Below are 18958 nucleotides of genomic sequence, written 5' to 3'. Positions count from 1 at the left end.
GTTCAATTCACGGGGGCGTCATCTAAGGCTGCGTCGGCGGCAGAATCGTTTGCGGCGCGCCGGACCCAGTCTGTGGCCCCGAGCCTTGTGCCGGCCACGCGGGCGCCGCTTTTCCGGTACTCGCGCCGCCTGGCGCTGCCATCCCTCCCATCGGGTTTGTTCCGCTGGCGTTGTTCACGTCGGGCGCCTGTTGCATGCCGGGAATCTCCGTTACGTCGGGCATCGACGATACTTCAGGCATGGCAGGAAGTACCGGTTCGCCGCTTCCTCCAGGCAGCAGGGGCGGCAGTGGCGGCGGCAGGAGCGGCAGGTGCCTCGGCACGTCGTGCACGCTCACGCGCAGCGGCGTGCGGCGTGCCATGTCCGCATCGATTTGCAGCCACTGCGTGAGCGGGTCGCGCAGCGAAAACTCGATACGCGTTACGTTAGCAATCCTGATTCCCTTGTCGTTGCGCAAGGGTTGATCGATGGCGAAGCCACGCGTGAGCTTCACGTTGTCCGGGTGCACGAGGACCACCGGGCCGCGGAAGGTTTCCGCCAGTTTCACGAGGCTGCGCCGCAGCTCGGCATAACCGTCGCGGGGCGTGCGGCGAAAACGCAGCCACGCGAAGCGGTCGGGTCGCTCGTAATCCTCGGGCATCGCGTTGCCCTGCATGAAGATGACGATGGCGCGCGCATTGCGGCGGCGCGCGAACTCGGCTGCGTGCTCGAGCCAAAAGCCGTCGGCGATTACGCGGTCCTCGAATTCTCCGTTGCGGCCACCGGCGTTCAGAAAGTGATTGTTGCCGTCGGGTACGTTCAGTGCGATGAACACGGTATCGCCGAGCTGCCAGCGCGCATTCTCCCGATATGGCCTGAACCGCGAGACCTCGCTTTCGCGCGTGAGCGTGAGCGGAAATTGCCCGAGCGAATTGGCGTCGGCGAAGAAGTCCTGGCGCAGGAAGTCGAGCCGCTCGACTGGGTCGTAACCGCCTGCGCCGGCCGTGCCGCAAGTGCCCCAGTCGCGCTGCCCCGGCACGAAGACGAGTGGCACGCGCGACGCGTCGAGCAGAGTGCGGCGCCGTTCGTAGAGGCGGTCCGCGCAGGTTTCGCGCGATCCTTTGAGATTGCCGTCGTAGACGACAAACGACATCTGCGGATCGCGGCCGATCGCGTCGATTAGGCGCTGGAGCGTAGTTTCGTCGCCGGGCTCGGTGACGACGTTTGCCACGACGGCGAACGAATAACGGGACGAGGGGCCCTCGGCCTTTGCGGCGAACGGCAGGCCGAACATCATCAGGCAGACGAGGGCGCGTTGCAGCCCACCGCGCCGGCGTTTTCGCAGCAGCGATTGCGCTGCCGCTGGCGGGCGACGTGTCGCCCGCCACAGTCGATTCAGAAAGCGCGAAGCAAAGACACCCCGGCCATGCGGGAATGGCCGGGGTGGCGTCGCGAGGCGACGCTCAGCGTTTGGCGTCCGGCGCCGTGGCCAGCTCATGCAGTTCGTAGAGCAGATCGAGTGCATCGCGTGGCCGCAGCTCGTTCGGATCGAGCGCGCGCAGGCGTTCTGCGACGAGCGCGGCACCCGGGTCGGCAGCCGCCGGCGCGTCTTCCACGTACGGTTGCGCGTCGAAATCGTCGTCTTCCGAAGGCGCGGGTGCGGCGAACAAGTCGAGCTGCGGCGTGGGCTGTCCGGCCGAGAGTTGCTCCAGATACACGAGATGCTTGCGCGCTGCGCGGATCACGGGGTTGGGCACGCCCGCAAGCTGCGCGACCTGCAGTCCGTAGCTTTGATTGGCCGGGCCCTCGCTCACGGCGTGCAGGAACACGATGCCGTGTCCGTGCTCGACCGCCGACAGGTGCACGTTGGCCGCCTGCGCGAATTCGGTGGGCAGCTGCGTGAGCTCGAAGTAGTGCGTTGCGAACAACGTATGGCAGCCGTTGCTCGTGAGCAGATGCCGTGCAATGGCCCATGCGAGCGCGAGGCCGTCGAATGTCGACGTACCGCGCCCGATCTCATCCATCAGCACGAGGCTTTGCGGCGTGGCGTCGTTGAGGATGGCCGCGGCTTCGGTCATTTCGACCATGAAGGTCGAGCGCCCGCCCGCGAGATCGTCGGCGGCGCCGATGCGCGTGAAGATGCGGTCGATCGGGCCGAAGCGCGCGCGTCTCGCCGGCACATAGCTGCCCACATAGGCGAGCAGCGCGATGAGCGCGTTCTGGCGCATGAACGTCGACTTACCGCCCATGTTCGGGCCGGTGATGAGCAGCAGCTTGCGCTCGGCGGTCAGCGTGCAGTCGTTGGCGATGAACTGCTCGACCTGCGCCTCGACGACCGGGTGGCGGCCCTGTTCGATTTCGATGCCGGGCGCTGCCGAGAATTCCGGCGCATTCCAGTCGAGCGCGCGTGCACGCTCCGCGAAGGCGGCGAGCAGATCGAGCTCGGCGAGCGCTGCCGCAACGCGCTGGCAATCGGGGATAAAAGGCAACAATGATTGAAGCAGCGCGTCGTAGAGCGCCTTCTCGCGCGCGAGCGCACGTTCCTGTGCCGAGAGTGCCTTGTCCTCGAATGCCTTCAGTTCGGGCGTGATGTAGCGCTCGGCGTTCTTGAGCGTCTGGCGGCGCCGATAGTCGTCGGGGACCTTGTCGGTCTGGCCGCGCGTGACTTCGATATAGAAGCCGTGCACCTTGTTGTACTCGACCCGCAAATTGCCGATGCCGGTGCGCGTGCGTTCGCGCGCCTCGAGGTCGATCAGGAACTGGCCGCAGTTCTCCGACAGGTCGCGCAGCTCGTCGAGCTCCGCGTCGTAGCCGCGCGCCATCACGCCGCCGTCGCGCACCATGGCGGCCGGCTCGGGCGCGACCGCGCGTTGCAGCAGGTCGGCGCATTCGACGGGCGGCTCGAGCGCCTCGACGATGTGCGCCAGCGTTGCCGACGCGCCGCCCATCGCGGCAATCTGCTCGCGCAGCACGGGCAGGGTGGCAAAGGTGTCGCGCAGGCTCGAGAGATCGCGCGGGCGGGCCGAGAGCAGCGCGAGACGCCCCGTGATGCGCTCGACGTCGGCGATCTGGCGCAGCGCGCCGCGCAGCGTCTCGACGCTGGCGGGCGGCGGCGCCTCGAGCAGCGCGCCGATGGCCTGCTGGCGCATCTGCGCGATGCCCGCGTCGCGCGGCGGATGGTGGAGCCAGTGACGCAGCAGGCGGCTGCCCATGGCGGTGCTGCAGGTGTCGAGCAGCGAGCACAGCGTGGGTGACTCTGTGCCGCGCAGCGTTTCCGTGAGTTCGAGATTGCGGCGCGTGGCGGGATCGAGGCCGATATATTCGGATTCGGCTTCGACCTTGAGGCTGCGCACGTGGCGCAACTGCTGGCCCTGCGTGGCCGCGGCGTACAGCAGCAACGCGCCGGCGGCGCCGCACGCGCTCGTGAGCGCCTGGGCACCGAAACCGTCGAGACTGGCCACGTCGAGCTGGTCGCACAGGCGTTGCTTGCCCGAGGCGACGTCGAAGTGCCACGCGGGCACGCGCGTCATGGCACCCGAACCCACGCCGGTGCCGGTGGGCGGCGCCCAGCCCGAGGATTCCGCAGGCATTTCCGCCACAAGGATTTCCGCCGGGCGAATGCGCTCGAAGGCTGCCGCGACCTGTTCCGGCGCGACTTCCGCAAGGCGCAGCGCGCCGCTCGCCAGATTGAGCCACGCGAGCCCGACGTTGACGGTCACGCCGCGCCGGTTGTGGCCCGGGCAGACCGCCATCAGGTAGACGTCGTTCTTGTCGGAGAGCAGCGCGGCGTCCGTGAGCGTGCCGGGCGTGACTACGCGCATGACCTTGCGCTCGACCGGTCCTTTCGAGGTGGCCGGGTCGCCGATCTGTTCGCAGATCGCCACCGACTCGCCGAGCTTCACGAGTTTCGCGAGGTATTGCTCGACGGCGTGATGCGGCACGCCCGCCATCTTGATCGGATTGCCCGCCGACGCGCCGCGCTGCGTGAGCGTCAGATCGAGCAGGCGCGCGGCTTTCTCCGCGTCTTCGAAGAATAGCTCGTAGAAGTCGCCCATCCGGTAGAACACGAGCGTGCCCGGATGATCGGCCTTGATGCGCAGGTACTGCTGCATCATGGGGGTGTGTTGCGCGGTGTCGCTGGCGCTGGCGGTGTGTGTAGCCATCCTCGGTGTCTTGCTAGGGGGTTCAGGGCGTGAGTTTAACCCGCGGCGAGAGCGTGTGAACCTGGCCGGATGGCCAGACCGCTCACATGGGCTTGCCGCGGTTGTGCGCAAACCGCCGCCGGTTATTCGTCGACGAGCGCCTGTATGTCGATCGTGCGTGCGTTTGCCGCACTGCGCCGCATGGCGAGCCAGATCATCGCGGCGACGAAAATGCCGAACACGACGATGATCCACTGCACCGGCACCTTCGCCGTGAGCAGCAGCGCGTAGGCGCCGAGCATCAGCAGCACGGCGAGATTCTGATTGAAGTTCTGCACGGCGATCGAGTGGCCCGCCGAGAGCAGTGTCGCGCCGCGATGCTGGAGCAGCGCGTTCATCGGCACGATGAAAAAGCCCGCGAGCGTGCCGAGCAGGACCATCAGCGGGTACGCAAAGAGTAGGTAGAAGGGCATCACGAACGCGCCGAAGCGCACGCCTTCGCCCGCCGGAAAGAGCCCCTTGCTGTAGAACGCCATCGCCACGGCCACTACGCCGCACAACACGCCCACCGGCAGCACGCGCAGCGAGGCGCGCAGCGACACCCAAGCGGCGGCGGCACCGGCGCCCAGTGCGATGCCGAGCCCTGTCACGCCCTGCATCACGGCCGCCTTCGAGAGCGAGAGGCCGAGATTCGCATCGGCCCACTTGAGCACGAGCAGCTGCAGCGTGACGGCGGCGCCCCACATCAGCGTCGTGACCCACAGCGCGATCTGCGCGAGCTTGTCGGCCCACAGCACGTTAAAGCAATGAATGAAGTCGCCCACGAGGCGGCCCGGCTCCCTGAGCCGGTTCTCGTAGCGCGCGCCGGTATCGGGAATGCCGAAGTTGACGAGCGCGGCGAGCGCGTAGGTGAGCATCACCGCGAGCATCGCGAGGCCGGCGGCCGAGTGGATCAGCGGCATCGGATGATGCGCGACGAAGCGGTCCGCGTAGGTGGAGATGAGCGCGCCGCCCATCATCGTGCCGACGATCGTCGAGAGCACCGTGGCCGACTCGAGCCACGCGTTCGCCGCGACGAGCTTTTCGGCGGGCAGCAATTCAGTGAGGATTCCGTACTTTGCGGGCGAGTAGGCCGCGGCGCCGAAGCCGACTACGCCATAGGCGATCATCGGGTGCACGCCCGCGATCATCAACAGGCAGCCGCACGCCTTGAGCGCGTTCGAGACGAACATCACGTGGCGCTTTTGCAATGCGTCGGCGAAGGCGCCGACGAAGGGCGCGAGCAGCACGTAGGAGATCGTGAAAAAGATCTGCAGCAGCGGCGTGACCCAGGCCGGCGACGAGATCACCGTGAGCAGCGCGATTGCCGCGATCAGGAGCGCGTTGTCGGCGAGCGACGAAACGAACTGCGCGGCGATGATCGTATAGAAGCCTTTCTTCATCGCGGAGTGAATCCGTTGTGGAGCCGAAACGGGCCATCAGGACGAGGGCCTCGCTGGCGCGGCGCATCGTGGAGCGAGTTGGCGGGCGAAACAAAAAAGCGGCCGAAGCCGCTTGCGCTTGACTCGTCGGGGCGGGCGGGGCGCGACGCCCCGCGACCCTCATTGCATTGCAGTGATGCCAACTTGTGACATCGGCCTGGCAGCGCTCCCGGCGATTGTGGCATACGCGGCCGGGTGTTGCAGCGGCTGCCACAGGTGCACCCGCCTCGCGACGCGCGATGGCGCCCCGGCACGCCTTATCGGCCCGACTTTCAGGCTTCCTTCTTCACGCGCGTGTACTTCGAGAGAACAGGCACCATTTGCGCATAGATCTTCGGGTTGCCCGCAACGACTTCGCCCACGTGCAGGAAGTCCGAATCGCCCGTGTAGTTGCCGATCAGACCGCCGGCTTCCGTCACGAGCAGGCCGCCCGCGGCCACGTCCCATGCGTTGAGGCCCTGTTCGAAGAAGCCATCCATGCGGCCCGCGGCGACGTTCGCGAGGTCCAGCGCGGCGGCGCCCGGGCGGCGCAGGCCGGCGCAGGCGTTGGTCATCTCGGCGAAGAGCTCGCAGTAGCTCTCGAGGCCGTCCTTCTCGCGGAACGGGAAACCGGTGCCGATCAGGCCGTCGGCGAGACGGTCGCGGCGGCCCACACGGATGCGGCGGTCGTTCAGGAACGCGCCGCGGCCGCGCGAGGCGGTGAAGAGATCGTTGCGCGTGGGATCGTAAACCACTGCCTGCGTGACGATGCCCTTGTGCGCGAGCGCGACCGAGACGCAGTAGTACTGGAAGCCGTGGATGAAGTTGGTCGTGCCGTCGAGCGGATCGATGATCCACTGGTATTCCGATTCGTTCTCCGAGTGGCCGGACTCTTCGGCGAGGATCGCGTGATCGGGGTAGGCGGTCTTGAGCGTGTCGATGATGGCCGCTTCTGCCGCCTTGTCGACCTCCGTGACGAAATCGTTGTGCTGCTTCTTCGCGACCTGGACGAGGTCGAGATCGAGTGACGCGCGGTTGATGATCTGTCCGGCGCGGCGCGCGGCCTTGACAGCGATGTTGAGCATGGGATGCATGAGCCTGGATCCTTGTTGTCCGGCGCTCGCCCGAGCATGCGGCGCGCCGGTGGTGCAGAAGATAAAAGCGTCTAACGATTGGACAGGGCGCGAGCCGGGGCCGGCTTGCGGGTCCTGTCCCGCCAACGGAGACGAATTGGATAAGAACGGTGCGCGGCGGCCTTGCTGGCCGGGCATCGCGAGCCGCTCAAGAGCGGCTCGCGAATTGGACGCGCGAATCTCGTATTTTACCTGAGTATCGGCATTCCTATACCTTTTCCTGTTCCTATAGGCATGGATACCGCTGCGCCGTTAGCCCTGCCTGATGGTCGCCCGATGGTTCCCTGATGGTGCCTGTGGCTTGCCTGGGCGCTGGACGGATTCACGCCCGCAAGGGGGGCGTCGGGCCGCGCCGCCCGGCGGGGCAGGTAGGCCGGGCGGCCAAGGCGCGCTAACATAGTTATTTCTATATTCGCCGCCCTCAGAGATTGACCTTGGTGCACCCCGACTCACACGTTCCATCCGCTCATCCTGCCGCCGCAGCGGCATCCGCGTCGTCCACCGGCGACGCCCACGAACCGCTGCGCGGCGGTTTCACGTCAACGCGCTTTGTGCTCGTCGAGCCGAGCCACCCGGGCAACGTCGGCGCCGCGGCGCGTGCGTTGAAGACGATGGGCTTTTCGCGGCTCGTGCTGGTCGCGCCACGCGTGCCGCAGGTTCATTGCGACCCGGAAGCCGTCGCGATGGCGAGCGGCGCCGACGACGTGCTCGCCGCGGCCCACATCGTGCCGACGCTGGCCGACGCCCTTGTGGGCGCCCAATGGTCGCTGGCGCTCACGGCGCGCATGCGCGAATACGGGCCGCCGCCGGGCGCGCCGCGCCAGGCGGTTCAGGACGCCTGCCGCCAGGTCGCGCACGGTGACATTGCACTCGTGTTTGGCAACGAACGCACAGGGCTCTCGAACGACGACGTCGAGCGTTGCAGCGCGCTCGCCCATATCCCGGCGAATCCGGCTTATAGCTCCCTCAATCTCGCGCAGGCGGTGCAGGTGCTCGCCTACGAGTTGCGGCTCGCCTACCTCGGCGAGGGCGCGCCCGGCACGGCGCTGCCGGGCGCGGGGGCGCCGCCGGGCGGTCCGGTCGCGGCCACGCCGCTCGCCACGAGCGACGACATCGAGCGCATGTACGTGCATCTGGAGAACGCCCTGATCGCGCTCGATTTTCTGGACCCCGCCAATCCGAAGAAGCTGATGTCGCGTCTGCGGCGGCTCTTCGCGCGTTCGGGGCTCGAGCGCGAAGAGGTCAACATCGTGCGCGGCATTGCCAAGCACATCCTGATGCGCAAGGGCAAGGAAGGCGGGAAATAGGCCGGCAGCGACGCCCGTAGCGGGGCGCGCAATGGGGGGCCGCCCGTGCGGCCCGCGGCGCTCGAGCGACCGTGGCGGCGCGTCCGACCTTGATGCCCGCGGGGGCTTCCGAGCTTGCGCGCGCCTTTCGCCTACAATCGATTCCTGATCACAAGCAAATCAGCGTGGCTGCTAAGGCCCCGCACGAGCCGCGCGCGCCCCATGCGACGCAAGGCCGTTTGTCCCCATGTACCTCACGTCCAGCGTGTGACAGCCATGTTCAAGAGACTTCGCGAAGACATCGCCACGATCCGCGAGCGCGATCCCGCCGCCCGCAGTGCTTGGGAAGTCTTGACCTGTTATCCAGGCTTGCACGCGCTCGTCCTCCATCGCTTCGCTCACGCCTGCTGGCGCGCGAAGCGGCGCTGGCTTGCGCGCTACGTCTCGCAGCTCGCGCGCTTCTTGACCGGCATCGAGATCCATCCCGGCGCGACCATCGGGCGGCGCGTGTTCATCGATCACGGCATGGGCGTCGTGATCGGCGAGACCGCCGAGGTCGGCGACGACTGCACGATCTACCAGGGCGTGACGCTCGGCGGCACGTCGCTCACGCGCGGCGCGAAGCGCCATCCGACGCTCGGCCCCGGGGTGATCGTGGGCGCGGGTGCCAAGGTGCTGGGCGGTTTCACGGTGGGCGCGCAGGCGAAGATCGGCTCGAACGCGGTGGTCGTGAAGCCGGTGCCGGCGGGCGGCACCGCGGTGGGCAATCCGGCGCGGATCATCGCGCCCGCGAAGAGCACGCCGGAGCAAGCGCGGCCTTCGTCGGCGCGCGAGGGTTTCTGCGCCTACGGCATCACGCCGAATGCCGACGATCCCGTCTCGCTCGCCATCCATGGCCTGATCGATCATGCCGCCACGCAGACGCAGCGCGTGGATGCGATCGTCGCCGCGATCGAGCGGCTGGGTGCGCGGCTCGAGGCGCTGCATGGCGCCGATGCGGCACTCGCGGAACTGCGCAGGCTCTCGGAGGGGCTGGAGGGCGGGGCGGCGCCGCGCGAGCCTGAAAGCACGCAAGAGAAAACTACGGCACACGTCTGAAGTTCAGATTCGATCCCGATTCTCGCTGAGCGGGTTTGGCGATATTTCGGCGTGCCGATGCGTGGGCGGGCATGGGCCGGGTCATCGCGCGCCTTGCACGCACCGTTCGTCCACCCTTTCAGGCATCTGCACGCGCGATGCGGGCGGAGCTGCGCAGCACCCAACAGCCGATCGAACTGGGCGGCGTGCCGGCGGGCACGTCGGGGGCACCGCGAAAAGGCTGGCGGACGAACGTCTGGCGTGCATGTCGCGTACCGCAATGCTCCAGCGTGCATCCGCTCTGAACTGTAGCCGCTTGAGCCGTTTCGCGTAGCGTCTGCGGACGACAAGATCCTTTGCGCTCACATGCACGCCCGACACATGTCCGAAGCAGTAGACCGACGACGCCATCGGGAACAGCAGGGCGCTGCACAGCACATCGGTGACTTGCAGGCCGACGTGATTGTTGCTGACACCGAAGGTCGGTAATTCCAGCAGTCGCGCAAACGGGTCGCCGCGCGCGCGATACTTCTGCGTGAAGATCGAGTGTGCTACCTGATCGTTCAGTTGCGTGGTTCGAAAGTCGGCCACCACCAGCCCTGTTGCCAGTTTGCTCTCGAGAAACGACTGAAACGCCTGGCACGCGTCCTGGACCGACCGTGTATAGGTCTCCCGTGCCTTGAACGGCACGGCAATCCCCTTGATCCAGATGGTCGCCAGAATGCGGCATTCGAAGTGTTCGAGCAATTTCAGCGTGTCGTCGATAAAGCGTAGCTGCGCGCTTGCGCGCGTGCCCCGTTTGCGAATGGCGCTGCGCAGGTCGGAGCCTTTGACTTCTTCACGGACGTCGTCGAGCAAGTGGCACGACTTGAAGAGCCCCGGAAAATATTGGCGCTTGAGCGTGAGAAATTCACGCGTGATATCGGCCACCGCGTCTTCGTGAACGATCAGCCCGGCGACCACGAGGACGGGCTGGATATCGGTCCGCCCCGAGGGCAGCGATGCGCTGCAGCCGGCCTCGTCGAGATAGCAGATGTATGACACGGTTTTTGCCTCCAAATGAAAACAGCCGCTTGAAGCGGCTGTTTGGCGGCCAAGAGACCGTATTTGTCGCCGAGTTGCCCCGTTCGACTACCGTATCAGGCGTGGCCTGATCGTGTAGGTGATCGTAGGCAGCCTCGCGCCAGGTGTCAACCAGATCCAGGCGAAAACGCCATCTCGCCTTCTGTGAGATCAAATTTTGCGACCGTTGCACGGCCCGCTACGCACTCAATCGAGCGGCAGCATCCTGAATCCTTCGGCGTCGACGCGCAGATACCCGCCGCGCGGCTTGCCATGATCGAGCTCCCAGTCGGGCAGCACCCAGCGCGTGCCACCGGGTTCCTGATGGCGCGCGGGACGATGCGTGTGGCCGTGAATGATCGCGTTCGCGCGTGCGCGCCTGAAGAGCGCTGCAACACCCTTGGCGGTGACGTCGTATTTCGGCAAGGCGGGGCGCTCGCGGCCGGCCTCGCTCTTGTTGCGCATGCGCTCGGCGAGCCTGCGGCGCCAGCGAAACGGCCACGCGAGAAACAGCAGCTGTGCGAGACGGTTGCGCGCGAAACGGCGGAAGAACTGATAGCCGCGGTCGTCGGTGCACAGCGCGTCGCCGTGGGCGAGCGCAATGCGCGTGCCGAACGCGGTGATGGCGATGGGGTCGGGCAGCCAGATGGCGCCCGCGGCTTTCATGAAGCGCTTGCCCAGCAGGAAGTCGCGGTTGCCGTGCATGATGTAGAGCGCGATGCCGCGCTCGGAGAGCGTGTGCATCAGCGCGGTCATACGCGCGAAGAATGGATCGGCGAGCATGTCGTCACCGATCCAGTACTCGAAGAGGTCGCCGAGGATGAACACCGAGTCGGCCTGATCGGCCGTCACGTTGATGAAGTGCTCGAACGCGGCAACCGTGCGCGGAATCGCTTCGCTCAGGTGCAGGTCGGAGATGAAGAAGAACGGGCGCGCCGCGTGCGGGCGCTTGCCCTCGCCGGGCACGCCCGCAGCGGCGTGTCGTAGTGCCTTTTCCTGCAGCATGAATGAAGCACGCGCCCTGTGACTTTATTCGACGACGACCGCTTTCTCGATCACGACGTCGTCGACCGGCACGTCCTGATGGAAGCCCTTCGAACCCGTCTTGACCGACTTGATCTTGTCGACCACGTCGAGGCCTTCGACGACCTTGCCGAACACGGCGTAGCCCCAGCCTTGCGGCGTCGGCGACGAGTGGTTCAGGAAGTCGTTGTCGGCGACGTTGATGAAGAACTGCGCCGATGCCGAGTGCGGATCGTTGGTGCGCGCCATGGCGATCGAGCCGCGCTCGTTCTTCAGGCCGTTGTTCGCTTCGTTTTCGATCGGTGCCTCGGTGGGCTTTTGCTTCATGCCGGCGTCGAAGCCGCCGCCCTGGATCATGAAGCCGTCGATGACGCGGTGGAACACCGTACCGTCGTAGTGGCCGTTCTTCACGTAGTTGAGGAAGTTGGCGACCGTCTTCGGTGCCTTCTCGGCGTTCAGTTCGAGCTTGATGACGCCGTGGTTCGTGTGCAGTTCGACCATGATGGATCCTTAGTCAGTGACTTGGGGGAAAGGGCGGCGCCGTAACGGTACGAGGCGGGGCGCGTGTGCCGCTCGCGTGTACCGTTGCAACGCCGCTTGACGAAAACGCGAGGCAGCTCTGCGACGCGTGGATTTCAGTGTTACTTGCCGACGACGGTGGCCGACTGGATCACGATTTCCTTTTGCGGCACGTCCGACATCGGGCCGCGCGTGGTGGTGGGCGCCGCTTCGATCTTCTTCACGACGTCCATGCCCTGGGTGACCTTGCCGAACACCGCGTAGCCATTGCCGTCCGGGTTCGGATAGTCGAGGCCGGCGTTGTCGACGGTGTTGATGAAGAATTGCGCCGTGGCCGAGTCCGGATCGCTCGTGCGTGCCATCGCGAGGGTGCCGGTGAGGTTCTTCAGACCGTTTTTGCTTTCGAGCGCGATGGGCGCGCGCGTGGGCTTCTCGACGAAGCTCGTCGTATAGCCGCCGCCCTGAATCATGAAGCCGCGGATCACGCGATGGAAGATCGTGCCGTTGTACTGGCCCGCCTTCACGTACTGGAGGAAATTGTCGACGGACTTGGGCGCCTTCTCAGGATAGAGCTCGACGCGGATGTCGCCCTCGCTGGTCTTGAAGAGCACCTGCGGATGCGCGGCCTGCTGGCCGGTTTGCGCAAAGGCGGGCGCGTTCGCGATCAGGGCGGCGCTGCCGAGCGCCAACATCAACCATTTCATGAGTGTCCTCGAGTGACGGGAAAAACGTGGTCGTTGCGCGCCGCCGGTGGTGTCCAGAGCGGACTGGCAAGCGCGCCGCGGCTTATTGCGAAGGCGCCACGAAGGGCGGCGTCGCGAGCGACCCGGTCGGGCCGCCGAACTGATACACCGGATTGTCGAGCATCGGGCGCGCCGTGCTGGTTGCCGATGCGGCCGCAGCGGCGGCGGCCGTGCTGCGCGCCTTCTTCTCTGCGGCCGGCGGATTGACGATCTTCTCGATGTCGGCGAGGCGCTGCTGCGTTGCGCCGCTCGTGTGGCCGAGGGTGCTGGCGCGCCGGTACGACGCGTCGGCCATGCGCAGATAGAGATCGCCGAGGTTCTCCCACGCGAGGCTGTACGACGGGTTGGCCTTGGTGGCCGTCTCGAGCGCGACGCGCGCTTCTTCGTAGCGGCCATGCTTCGCGTAGAGCGCCGCGAGATTGTTATAGGGCTCGGGCAGCTCAGGGTACGCTTGCGTGAGTTCGGTGAAGGCTTCGATCGCGTCGTCGTCACGGTTCAGTCGCGCGAGGATGGTCGCGCGCTTGAACTTTGCCTGCACGTCGCGCGGATTCGACTTGATGCGCGCGTCCAGCTCCGTGAGCGCCGCTGCCCAGTCGTGCTGGGCGATCGCCGTGTCGGCGCCGGGCGTGCCGTCGGCGTTGGCGGGCGGCGCCGCATGCGCGGCAAACGCGCCGCCGAAGACGAACGCGACGCTCGCGAGAGCCGCCGCCGCAAAGGTCGCAGCGCGGGGCGCGCAGCCGCTGGAAGATTTCATAGGGGAAGGTCGCGGTGTTATACTCCGAGCCATTCTAACAAAAGGTCTGTGCGTTTTCGCCGCGCGCTTTTGGCCGCCGCTTTTTGCTGCATATCGGGCGACTGCCCGTGCGGCTCATTGCGGTCTGCTCCGGGGCGTTGTTTCCGGACGGCATTCGTGGCACGCCAGGCTTTCTTTCGCTACTCGTGGTCGTCTCCGCCCTGATGACTGATTGAGCGCGACTGTACGCAGCCTCGAGCAACGCGGTGCGTTGTACCCGCGGGCTGCTGTCGGCGCTGTCGCGGACTTCTTTCGACCCACGTATCCATCGTCTCTATGGAATCACTGCGCATCTACAACACGCTCGCGCGTGACAAGCAAAATTTCGTGCCAATCGAGCCCGGCGTCGTACGCATGTACGTCTGCGGGATGACCGTGTACGACTATTGTCATGTGGGCCACGCGCGTGTGATGGTGGTGTTCGACGTCGTGCAGCGCTGGCTGCGCACGCTCGGCTACAAGGTGACTTACGTGCGTAACATCACCGACATCGACGACAAGATCATTCGTCGCGCGGTCGAGAACAACGAGACGATCAAGGCGCTCACCGATCGCTTCATCGACGCGCTGCACGAAGATGCGGACGCGCTCGGCGTCGAGCGTCCCGATCTCGAGCCACGCGCGACGCAATACATTCCGCAGATGCTCGACATGATCGGCATGCTGGAAAGCAATGGCTACGCCTACCAGGGCACGGACGGCGACGTGAATTACGCGGTGCGCAAGTTCGCGAACTACGGCGCGCTGTCGGGCAAGTCGATCGAGGACCTGCGCGCGGGCGAACGTGTGGCGGCGAACGATGCCAAGCAGGATCCGCTTGACTTCGTGTTGTGGAAACAGGCAAAAGCAGAAGAGCCGGCCGACACGAGCTGGGATTCGAAATTCGGACGCGGCCGTCCGGGCTGGCACATCGAATGTTCGGCGATGGGCTGCTCGCTGCTCGGCAAGCATTTCGACATTCATGGCGGCGGCCAGGATCTGCAGTTTCCGCACCATGAGAACGAGATTGCGCAAAGCGAGGGCGCGACCGGCGAGAAGTTCGTCAACTACTGGATGCACAACGGGTTCGTGCAGATCGACAACGAGAAGATGTCGAAGTCGCTCGGCAACTTCTTCACGATCCGCGAAGTGCTGGCGAAGTACGACGCAGAAGTGGTGCGCTTTTTCATGGCGCGCGCGCATTACCGCTCGCCGCTGAATTACAGCGACGTGCATCTGGACGACGCGCGCAACGCACTCACGCGTCTGTACACGGCGCTCAAGGATGTGAGCCCGGATGCGGGCGAGCTCGACTGGAGCGAGGCGTATGCGCAGCGTTTCCAGGCGGCGATGAACGACGACTTCAATACGCCGGTTGCCATGTCGGTGCTGTTCGAGCTGGCAACGGAAGTGAACCGCACGCGCGACGCTGTGCTGGCGCGCCAGTTGCAGCGTCTTGGCCGCGTGCTCGGCGTGCTCGTGCGCGAGCCGCGCGCGTTCCTGCAGCAGGCCGCGGGCGCGCAGGGTGCGGATGCGCTCGATGTGGCCGCGATCGAGGCGAAGATCGACGCGCGCACGGCCGCAAAGCAGGCAAAACAGTATGCGGAGGCGGACCGGATCCGGGCCGAACTGCTCGATGCCGGTGTCGCGCTCGAAGACAAACCGGGCGGGTTGACCGAGTGGCGCCGCGTGTAAGCGGGCTGTCCAGTTTCCACTGATCGATTCGCGAGGCAGGAGGCAGGATGGCAACGGCCACGAAGACGCAGGCAAGGCGTTCTGCGTCGCTAACGGGCGCGGCAGGCGAGGCCAAGAGGCGCGCCGCGCGTAGTGGCGCCCTGAAGGCGCAGCAGGAAGGCGACGGTGCAAAGAAGGTGGGCGCGAAGGCGGCCACAGAGCGCGGCGCGAAGGCACAGACGGAGCATCGCGCGCTTAACGGCGCAGCCAAAGCGCACGCGAAGGGCAATGGTGCGCTCGACGGCGCCGTACCGATGATGAGTACGTCGCCCGAAGCCGCGGTGTCCGGTGACGGCATGCACGCACCGTCGGCTGCCGCGCGCGGCGGCGAGCCGGAGGTCGTGCGTCCTGATTACTGGGACAAGGCCTGCGCGGATCTCGTCAAGCGCGACCGCATCCTCAAGAAGCTCATCCCGAAGTTCGGCCCCGTGCATCTCATGAGTAGCGACGACCCGTTCGTCACGCTCGCGCGTTCGGTGGTCGGCCAGCAGATTTCGACCGCGGCGGCACAGGCGCTGTGGCAGCGTGTCGAGGCCGCGTGCCCGAAGCTCGTGCCGCAGCAGTTCCTCAAGCTCGGACACGAGAAGCTGGCGGCGTGCGGTCTCTCGAAGCGCAAGACGGAATACATCCTCGATCTCGCGCAGCACTTCGTCTCCGGCGCGCTCCACGTGGGCAAGTGGACCACCATGGACGACGAGGACGTGATCGCCGAGCTCACGGCCATTCGCGGCATCGGCCGCTGGACCGCCGAGATGTTCCTGATCTTCAATCTCGCGCGTCCCAATGTCCTGCCGCTGGATGACCTCGGGCTCATCCAGGCGATCAGCGTCAATTATTTCAGCGGCGAGCCGGTCACGCGCAGCGAGGCCCGTGAAGTCGCCGCCAACTGGGAGCCGTGGCGAACCGTCGCGACCTGGTATATGTGGCGCAGCCTCGAGCCGTCGTAAAAAGCGGCGCCTGCCAGCCGCCGCGCCAGTCGCGCGCGGCGGTCTTGACCCCAATTTTGGGCCGAGGCGGTTGCCCCAGTCTCTCCAGATTTTTCCTATCGCCATCCGAATTCGATAGTTCTGAGCCGATTAAGACGACGGCCGGCGCGGTTAGAATACGCGCTGCCGCAAAGTGCAAGGATTCCAACACATGAAAACCACGTTTCTGGATTTCGAGCAGCCGATCGCTGAACTCGAAGCGAAGATCGAAGAACTGCGCTTCGTTCAGGACGATTCGGCCGTCGATATTTCGGAAGAGATCGAGCGGCTGTCGAAGAAAAGCCAGCAGCTCACGAAGGACCTCTACGCGAACCTGAGCCCGTGGCAGGTTTCGCAGATCGCGCGTCATCCGCAGCGTCCGTACACGCTCGACTACGTGCACGAGCTGTTCACCGATTTCCACGAACTGCATGGCGACCGCTCGTATGCGGACGACCTGTCGATCGTCGGCGGGCTCGCGCGCTTTAACGGCCAGGCCTGCATGGTGATCGGCCAGCAGAAGGGCCGCGACACGAAGGAGCGCGCCGCGCGCAACTTCGGCATGCCGCGTCCGGAAGGCTATCGCAAGGCCGAGCGCCTGATGCGCCTCGCCGAAAAATTCGGCCTGCCCATCTTCACCTTCGTCGACACGCCGGGCGCCTACCCGGGCATCGGCGCGGAAGAGCGCGGCCAGTCGGAAGCCATCGGCCGCAATCTCTACGTGATGGCCGAGCTCAAGACGCCGATCATCACGACGATCATCGGCGAAGGCGGCTCGGGCGGCGCGCTCGCTATTGCCGTGGCCGACACGGTCATGATGCTGCAGTTCTCGACCTATTCGGTCATCTCGCCGGAAGGCTGCGCGTCGATCCTGTGGAAGAGCGCCGCGAAGGCCCCCGAGGCCGCCGAAGCGTTGGGTCTCACCGCGCACCGCCTCAAGGCGCTGGGCCTCATCGACAAGATCGTGAACGAGCCGCTCGGCGGCGCGCATCGCGATCCGAAGGGCATGGCCGCGCTCCTGCGCCGCGCGCTCTCGGACTCGCTGCGCCAGTTCCAGGGCATGAGCATCGCCGACCTGAAGGCGCGCCGCTACGAGCGCCTGATGGAATACGGCAAGTTCAAGGAAACGACGCCGGGCGCGTAAGCGCGCGACGTCACTGACGTGAGCCGGCGCGAAAGGCGCCGTCATGCCGTGACCGACCATCCCGATTCCGACGCCGGGCGCATCGTTCTCGATGCGCTCGGCGTTGTGCTTTCCACGCTTGCAAGCGATACGCGCATCGCCATCGCGTTCAGCGGCGGCCTCGACTCGTCGGTGCTGCTCGACGCGGCGGTGCGCATGGCGGGCCCCGCGCGGCTCGTCGCGCTGCATGTGCATCACGGGCTGAGCCCGAACGCCGACAAATGGCTCGCGCATTGCGAGACGACGGCGCGCGCGTATGGCGTGGCGTTCGATGCGCGGCGCGTGACGCTCGCGCCCGACGACGCGGCGGGTGTGGAAGCGGCGGCGCGCGAGGCGCGCTACCGCGCGCTCGACGCGATGTGCGCCGCGCATGGTGCGCAGTCGCTGTGGCTCGCCCAGCACGCCGACGATCAGGCCGAAACGGTCTTGCTGCAATTGCTGCGCGGAGCGGGCCTGGCAGGGCTGGCCGCGATGGCGCCGACGCGCGAGTTGGCGCGCGGTGTGCCGCGCGTGCGGCCCTTGCTGCATTTGTTGCGCGCGCAACTAGAGCGCTATGCGCGTGCGCAGCCTTTGCACTGGATCGAGGACGAATCGAACGCAGACACGCGCTACGCGCGCAACGCATTGCGCCACGACGTGCTGCCCGCGCTTGGCGCGCATTTTCCCGGCTTTCGCGATGCGCTGGCGCGCACGGCCGCGCATGCGGCCTCTGCGCAGCGCCTGCTCGATGACCTGGCGCGGATCGATTTGGGCGAGGCCGGCCATGGTGATGCCGACACGCTTTCGCACGCCGCGCTCGTCGCACTCGATGACGCGCGCGCGCTCAATCTGCTGCGCTACTGGATGCGCTCGCTGGGCTTGCCGGCCGCGTCGACGGCGCGACTCGCCGACGCGCTGCGCCAGTTGCGCGAGATCGCGCGCGAGGGCGAGGGCCACGCGCTGCGCGTCGATCACGCGGGGCGCACGCTGCGCTGCTATCGCGGCAGTGTCTTCTGGGAGGCGCCACGCACACAGGCAGCGTTCAGCGATGCCGGCAGCGAGGGCGGGCACAGCGGGCGCGAACCCATCACCATGACCTGGCGCGGCGAGGAAGTCTGGCGACTGCCACAATGGCGTGGCAGCTACATTTTCGCGCCCGCCGACGCGACCGATCCCGATGCTGTCCCCGAAGCCGTCTTGCGCGGCGGCCCGCTTGTGGCGCGTGAAAGAGAAGGGGGCGAGCGCCTGCGCGACGAGGCCGCCGACCTGAGCCGCACGCTCAAGAACCTGTTCCAGTCGCGCGGTGTGCCGGCATGGGAGAGAGATGTGCCGCTGCTCTATGTTGGCGAGACGCTGCTGTTCGTGCCCCGGATTGGGGTGAACCGCTCCGCAATCGATGCGCCGAGCGAGGCACCGGACGTAGCACATGCGGCACTTTGGCGCCGCATCGAGTGGCGCGAAGATCTGCTGATCGCGTGAGTGTAGGCGCAGGGCGGTGCCGCCAGCGTGCGCCCGACACGCGGCGGGCTGCGGCAGCCGTCACGCGAAAAATTGCCGGTGCGCCTGCAAATCCTGCCAAGTCGTGCCCAACGGGCGCGCCAAATCCGCGCAAATCCTTGCCGCACAAGCCTTTTTCGCTCCCCGCAGCCCAATTTCACCTTGTAATTTTGACGTCGATCGGGTAGGGTAACTTGTTTGTCCAGCCCGCTTTTTCGCGTTCACGGACGCCGTCAAAAGCGGCGCACGCCGTGCCAGGACGCGATGTCTCCTTCCAGCGGTATCCGACGATTGCAAGGACGTCGTAGCGGTTGCGGGCAGGGCGCGCGAGCCCGTATCTGTATCGACACGATGCCGATGCGGCTGCCTCGCGGCCGCCCGGGCAAACTCCGCGTGTGCTGCAC

15 protein-coding genes are annotated in these 18958 nt (G+C 66.3%); 6 read left to right on the top strand and 9 right to left on the bottom strand.

The window, feature by feature from the left end; all coding sequences use genetic code 11:
* Positions 1 to 22 precede the first annotated feature (22 nt).
* The 4 genes from E1956_RS11775 to E1956_RS11760 form a co-directional block, all read right to left on the bottom strand.
* A complete protein-coding gene (locus E1956_RS11775) occupies positions 23 to 1276 on the bottom strand; it encodes a hypothetical protein (protein ID WP_232071122.1) in 1254 nt (417 codons plus the stop codon).
* Positions 1277 to 1442: 166 nt separating this feature from the next.
* Complete coding sequence (gene mutS / locus E1956_RS11770) at positions 1443 to 4142, bottom strand: DNA mismatch repair protein MutS (protein WP_134749027.1); 2700 nt, start codon at positions 4140 to 4142, stop codon at positions 1443 to 1445.
* Positions 4143 to 4264: 122 nt separating this feature from the next.
* The gene (gene lplT / locus E1956_RS11765; protein ID WP_134749025.1) at positions 4265 to 5563 is read right to left on the bottom strand and encodes a lysophospholipid transporter LplT; all 1299 of its coding nucleotides are present in this window, start codon (positions 5561 to 5563) and stop codon (positions 4265 to 4267) included.
* A gap of 311 nt (positions 5564 to 5874) precedes the next feature.
* On the bottom strand, positions 5875 to 6675 hold the full coding sequence (locus tag E1956_RS11760; RefSeq protein WP_134749023.1) for an inositol monophosphatase family protein: 801 nt from the start codon (positions 6673 to 6675) through the stop codon (positions 5875 to 5877).
* 560 nt (positions 6676 to 7235) lie between these two features.
* Here E1956_RS11760 and E1956_RS11755 point away from each other — a divergent pair.
* Both E1956_RS11755 and cysE read left to right on the top strand, forming a co-directional pair.
* A complete protein-coding gene (locus tag E1956_RS11755) occupies positions 7236 to 8021 on the top strand; it encodes an RNA methyltransferase (RefSeq protein ID WP_134750545.1) in 786 nt (261 codons plus the stop codon).
* Between the two features lie 255 nt (positions 8022 to 8276).
* Entirely contained in the window at positions 8277 to 9098 is an 822-nt protein-coding gene (gene cysE, locus E1956_RS11750) for a serine O-acetyltransferase (protein ID WP_134749021.1), read from the top strand.
* 81 nt (positions 9099 to 9179) lie between these two features.
* Here cysE and E1956_RS11745 read toward each other — a convergent pair whose 3' ends face one another.
* From E1956_RS11745 to E1956_RS11725, 5 genes are all read right to left on the bottom strand, one after another.
* The gene (locus E1956_RS11745) at positions 9180 to 10121 is read right to left on the bottom strand and encodes a DUF3800 domain-containing protein (RefSeq protein WP_134749019.1); all 942 of its coding nucleotides are present in this window, start codon (positions 10119 to 10121) and stop codon (positions 9180 to 9182) included.
* 225 nt (positions 10122 to 10346) lie between these two features.
* On the bottom strand, positions 10347 to 11144 hold the full coding sequence (locus E1956_RS11740; protein ID WP_134749017.1) for a UDP-2,3-diacylglucosamine diphosphatase: 798 nt from the start codon (positions 11142 to 11144) through the stop codon (positions 10347 to 10349).
* A gap of 24 nt (positions 11145 to 11168) precedes the next feature.
* Entirely contained in the window at positions 11169 to 11663 is a 495-nt protein-coding gene (locus tag E1956_RS11735; RefSeq protein ID WP_134749015.1) for a peptidylprolyl isomerase, read from the bottom strand.
* A gap of 140 nt (positions 11664 to 11803) precedes the next feature.
* The gene (locus E1956_RS11730) at positions 11804 to 12385 is read right to left on the bottom strand and encodes a peptidylprolyl isomerase (RefSeq protein ID WP_134749013.1); all 582 of its coding nucleotides are present in this window, start codon (positions 12383 to 12385) and stop codon (positions 11804 to 11806) included.
* Positions 12386 to 12467: 82 nt separating this feature from the next.
* On the bottom strand, positions 12468 to 13178 hold the full coding sequence (locus E1956_RS11725; protein WP_134749011.1) for a tetratricopeptide repeat protein: 711 nt from the start codon (positions 13176 to 13178) through the stop codon (positions 12468 to 12470).
* 315 nt (positions 13179 to 13493) lie between these two features.
* On the opposite strand from E1956_RS11725, the gene cysS reads away from it, so the two are divergent.
* From cysS to tilS, 4 genes are all read left to right on the top strand, one after another.
* Positions 13494 to 14891 (top strand): cysteine--tRNA ligase, encoded by a 1398-nt coding sequence (cysS, locus tag E1956_RS11720; RefSeq protein ID WP_134749009.1) that lies wholly within the window; start codon positions 13494 to 13496, stop codon positions 14889 to 14891.
* Between the two features lie 47 nt (positions 14892 to 14938).
* Positions 14939 to 15877 carry a DNA-3-methyladenine glycosylase family protein gene (locus E1956_RS11715; RefSeq protein WP_134749007.1) on the top strand — a complete coding sequence of 313 codons (939 nt, stop codon included), beginning with the start codon at positions 14939 to 14941 and terminating at the stop codon, positions 15875 to 15877.
* Positions 15878 to 16067: 190 nt separating this feature from the next.
* On the top strand, positions 16068 to 17039 hold the full coding sequence (locus E1956_RS11710) for an acetyl-CoA carboxylase carboxyltransferase subunit alpha (protein WP_028216945.1): 972 nt from the start codon (positions 16068 to 16070) through the stop codon (positions 17037 to 17039).
* A gap of 48 nt (positions 17040 to 17087) precedes the next feature.
* Positions 17088 to 18536, top strand: coding sequence for a tRNA lysidine(34) synthetase TilS (gene tilS / locus E1956_RS11705; protein ID WP_134749005.1), 1449 nt, complete (start codon positions 17088 to 17090; stop codon positions 18534 to 18536).
* The last annotated feature ends 422 nt before the right edge of the window (positions 18537 to 18958 follow it).

Source organism: Paraburkholderia pallida (genome assembly GCF_004524855.1).
Classification (GTDB): domain Bacteria; phylum Pseudomonadota; class Gammaproteobacteria; order Burkholderiales; family Burkholderiaceae; genus Paraburkholderia; species Paraburkholderia oxyphila.
Note: the sequence above shows the minus strand (reverse complement) of the source record. Positions and strands in the feature narration are given on the sequence as shown.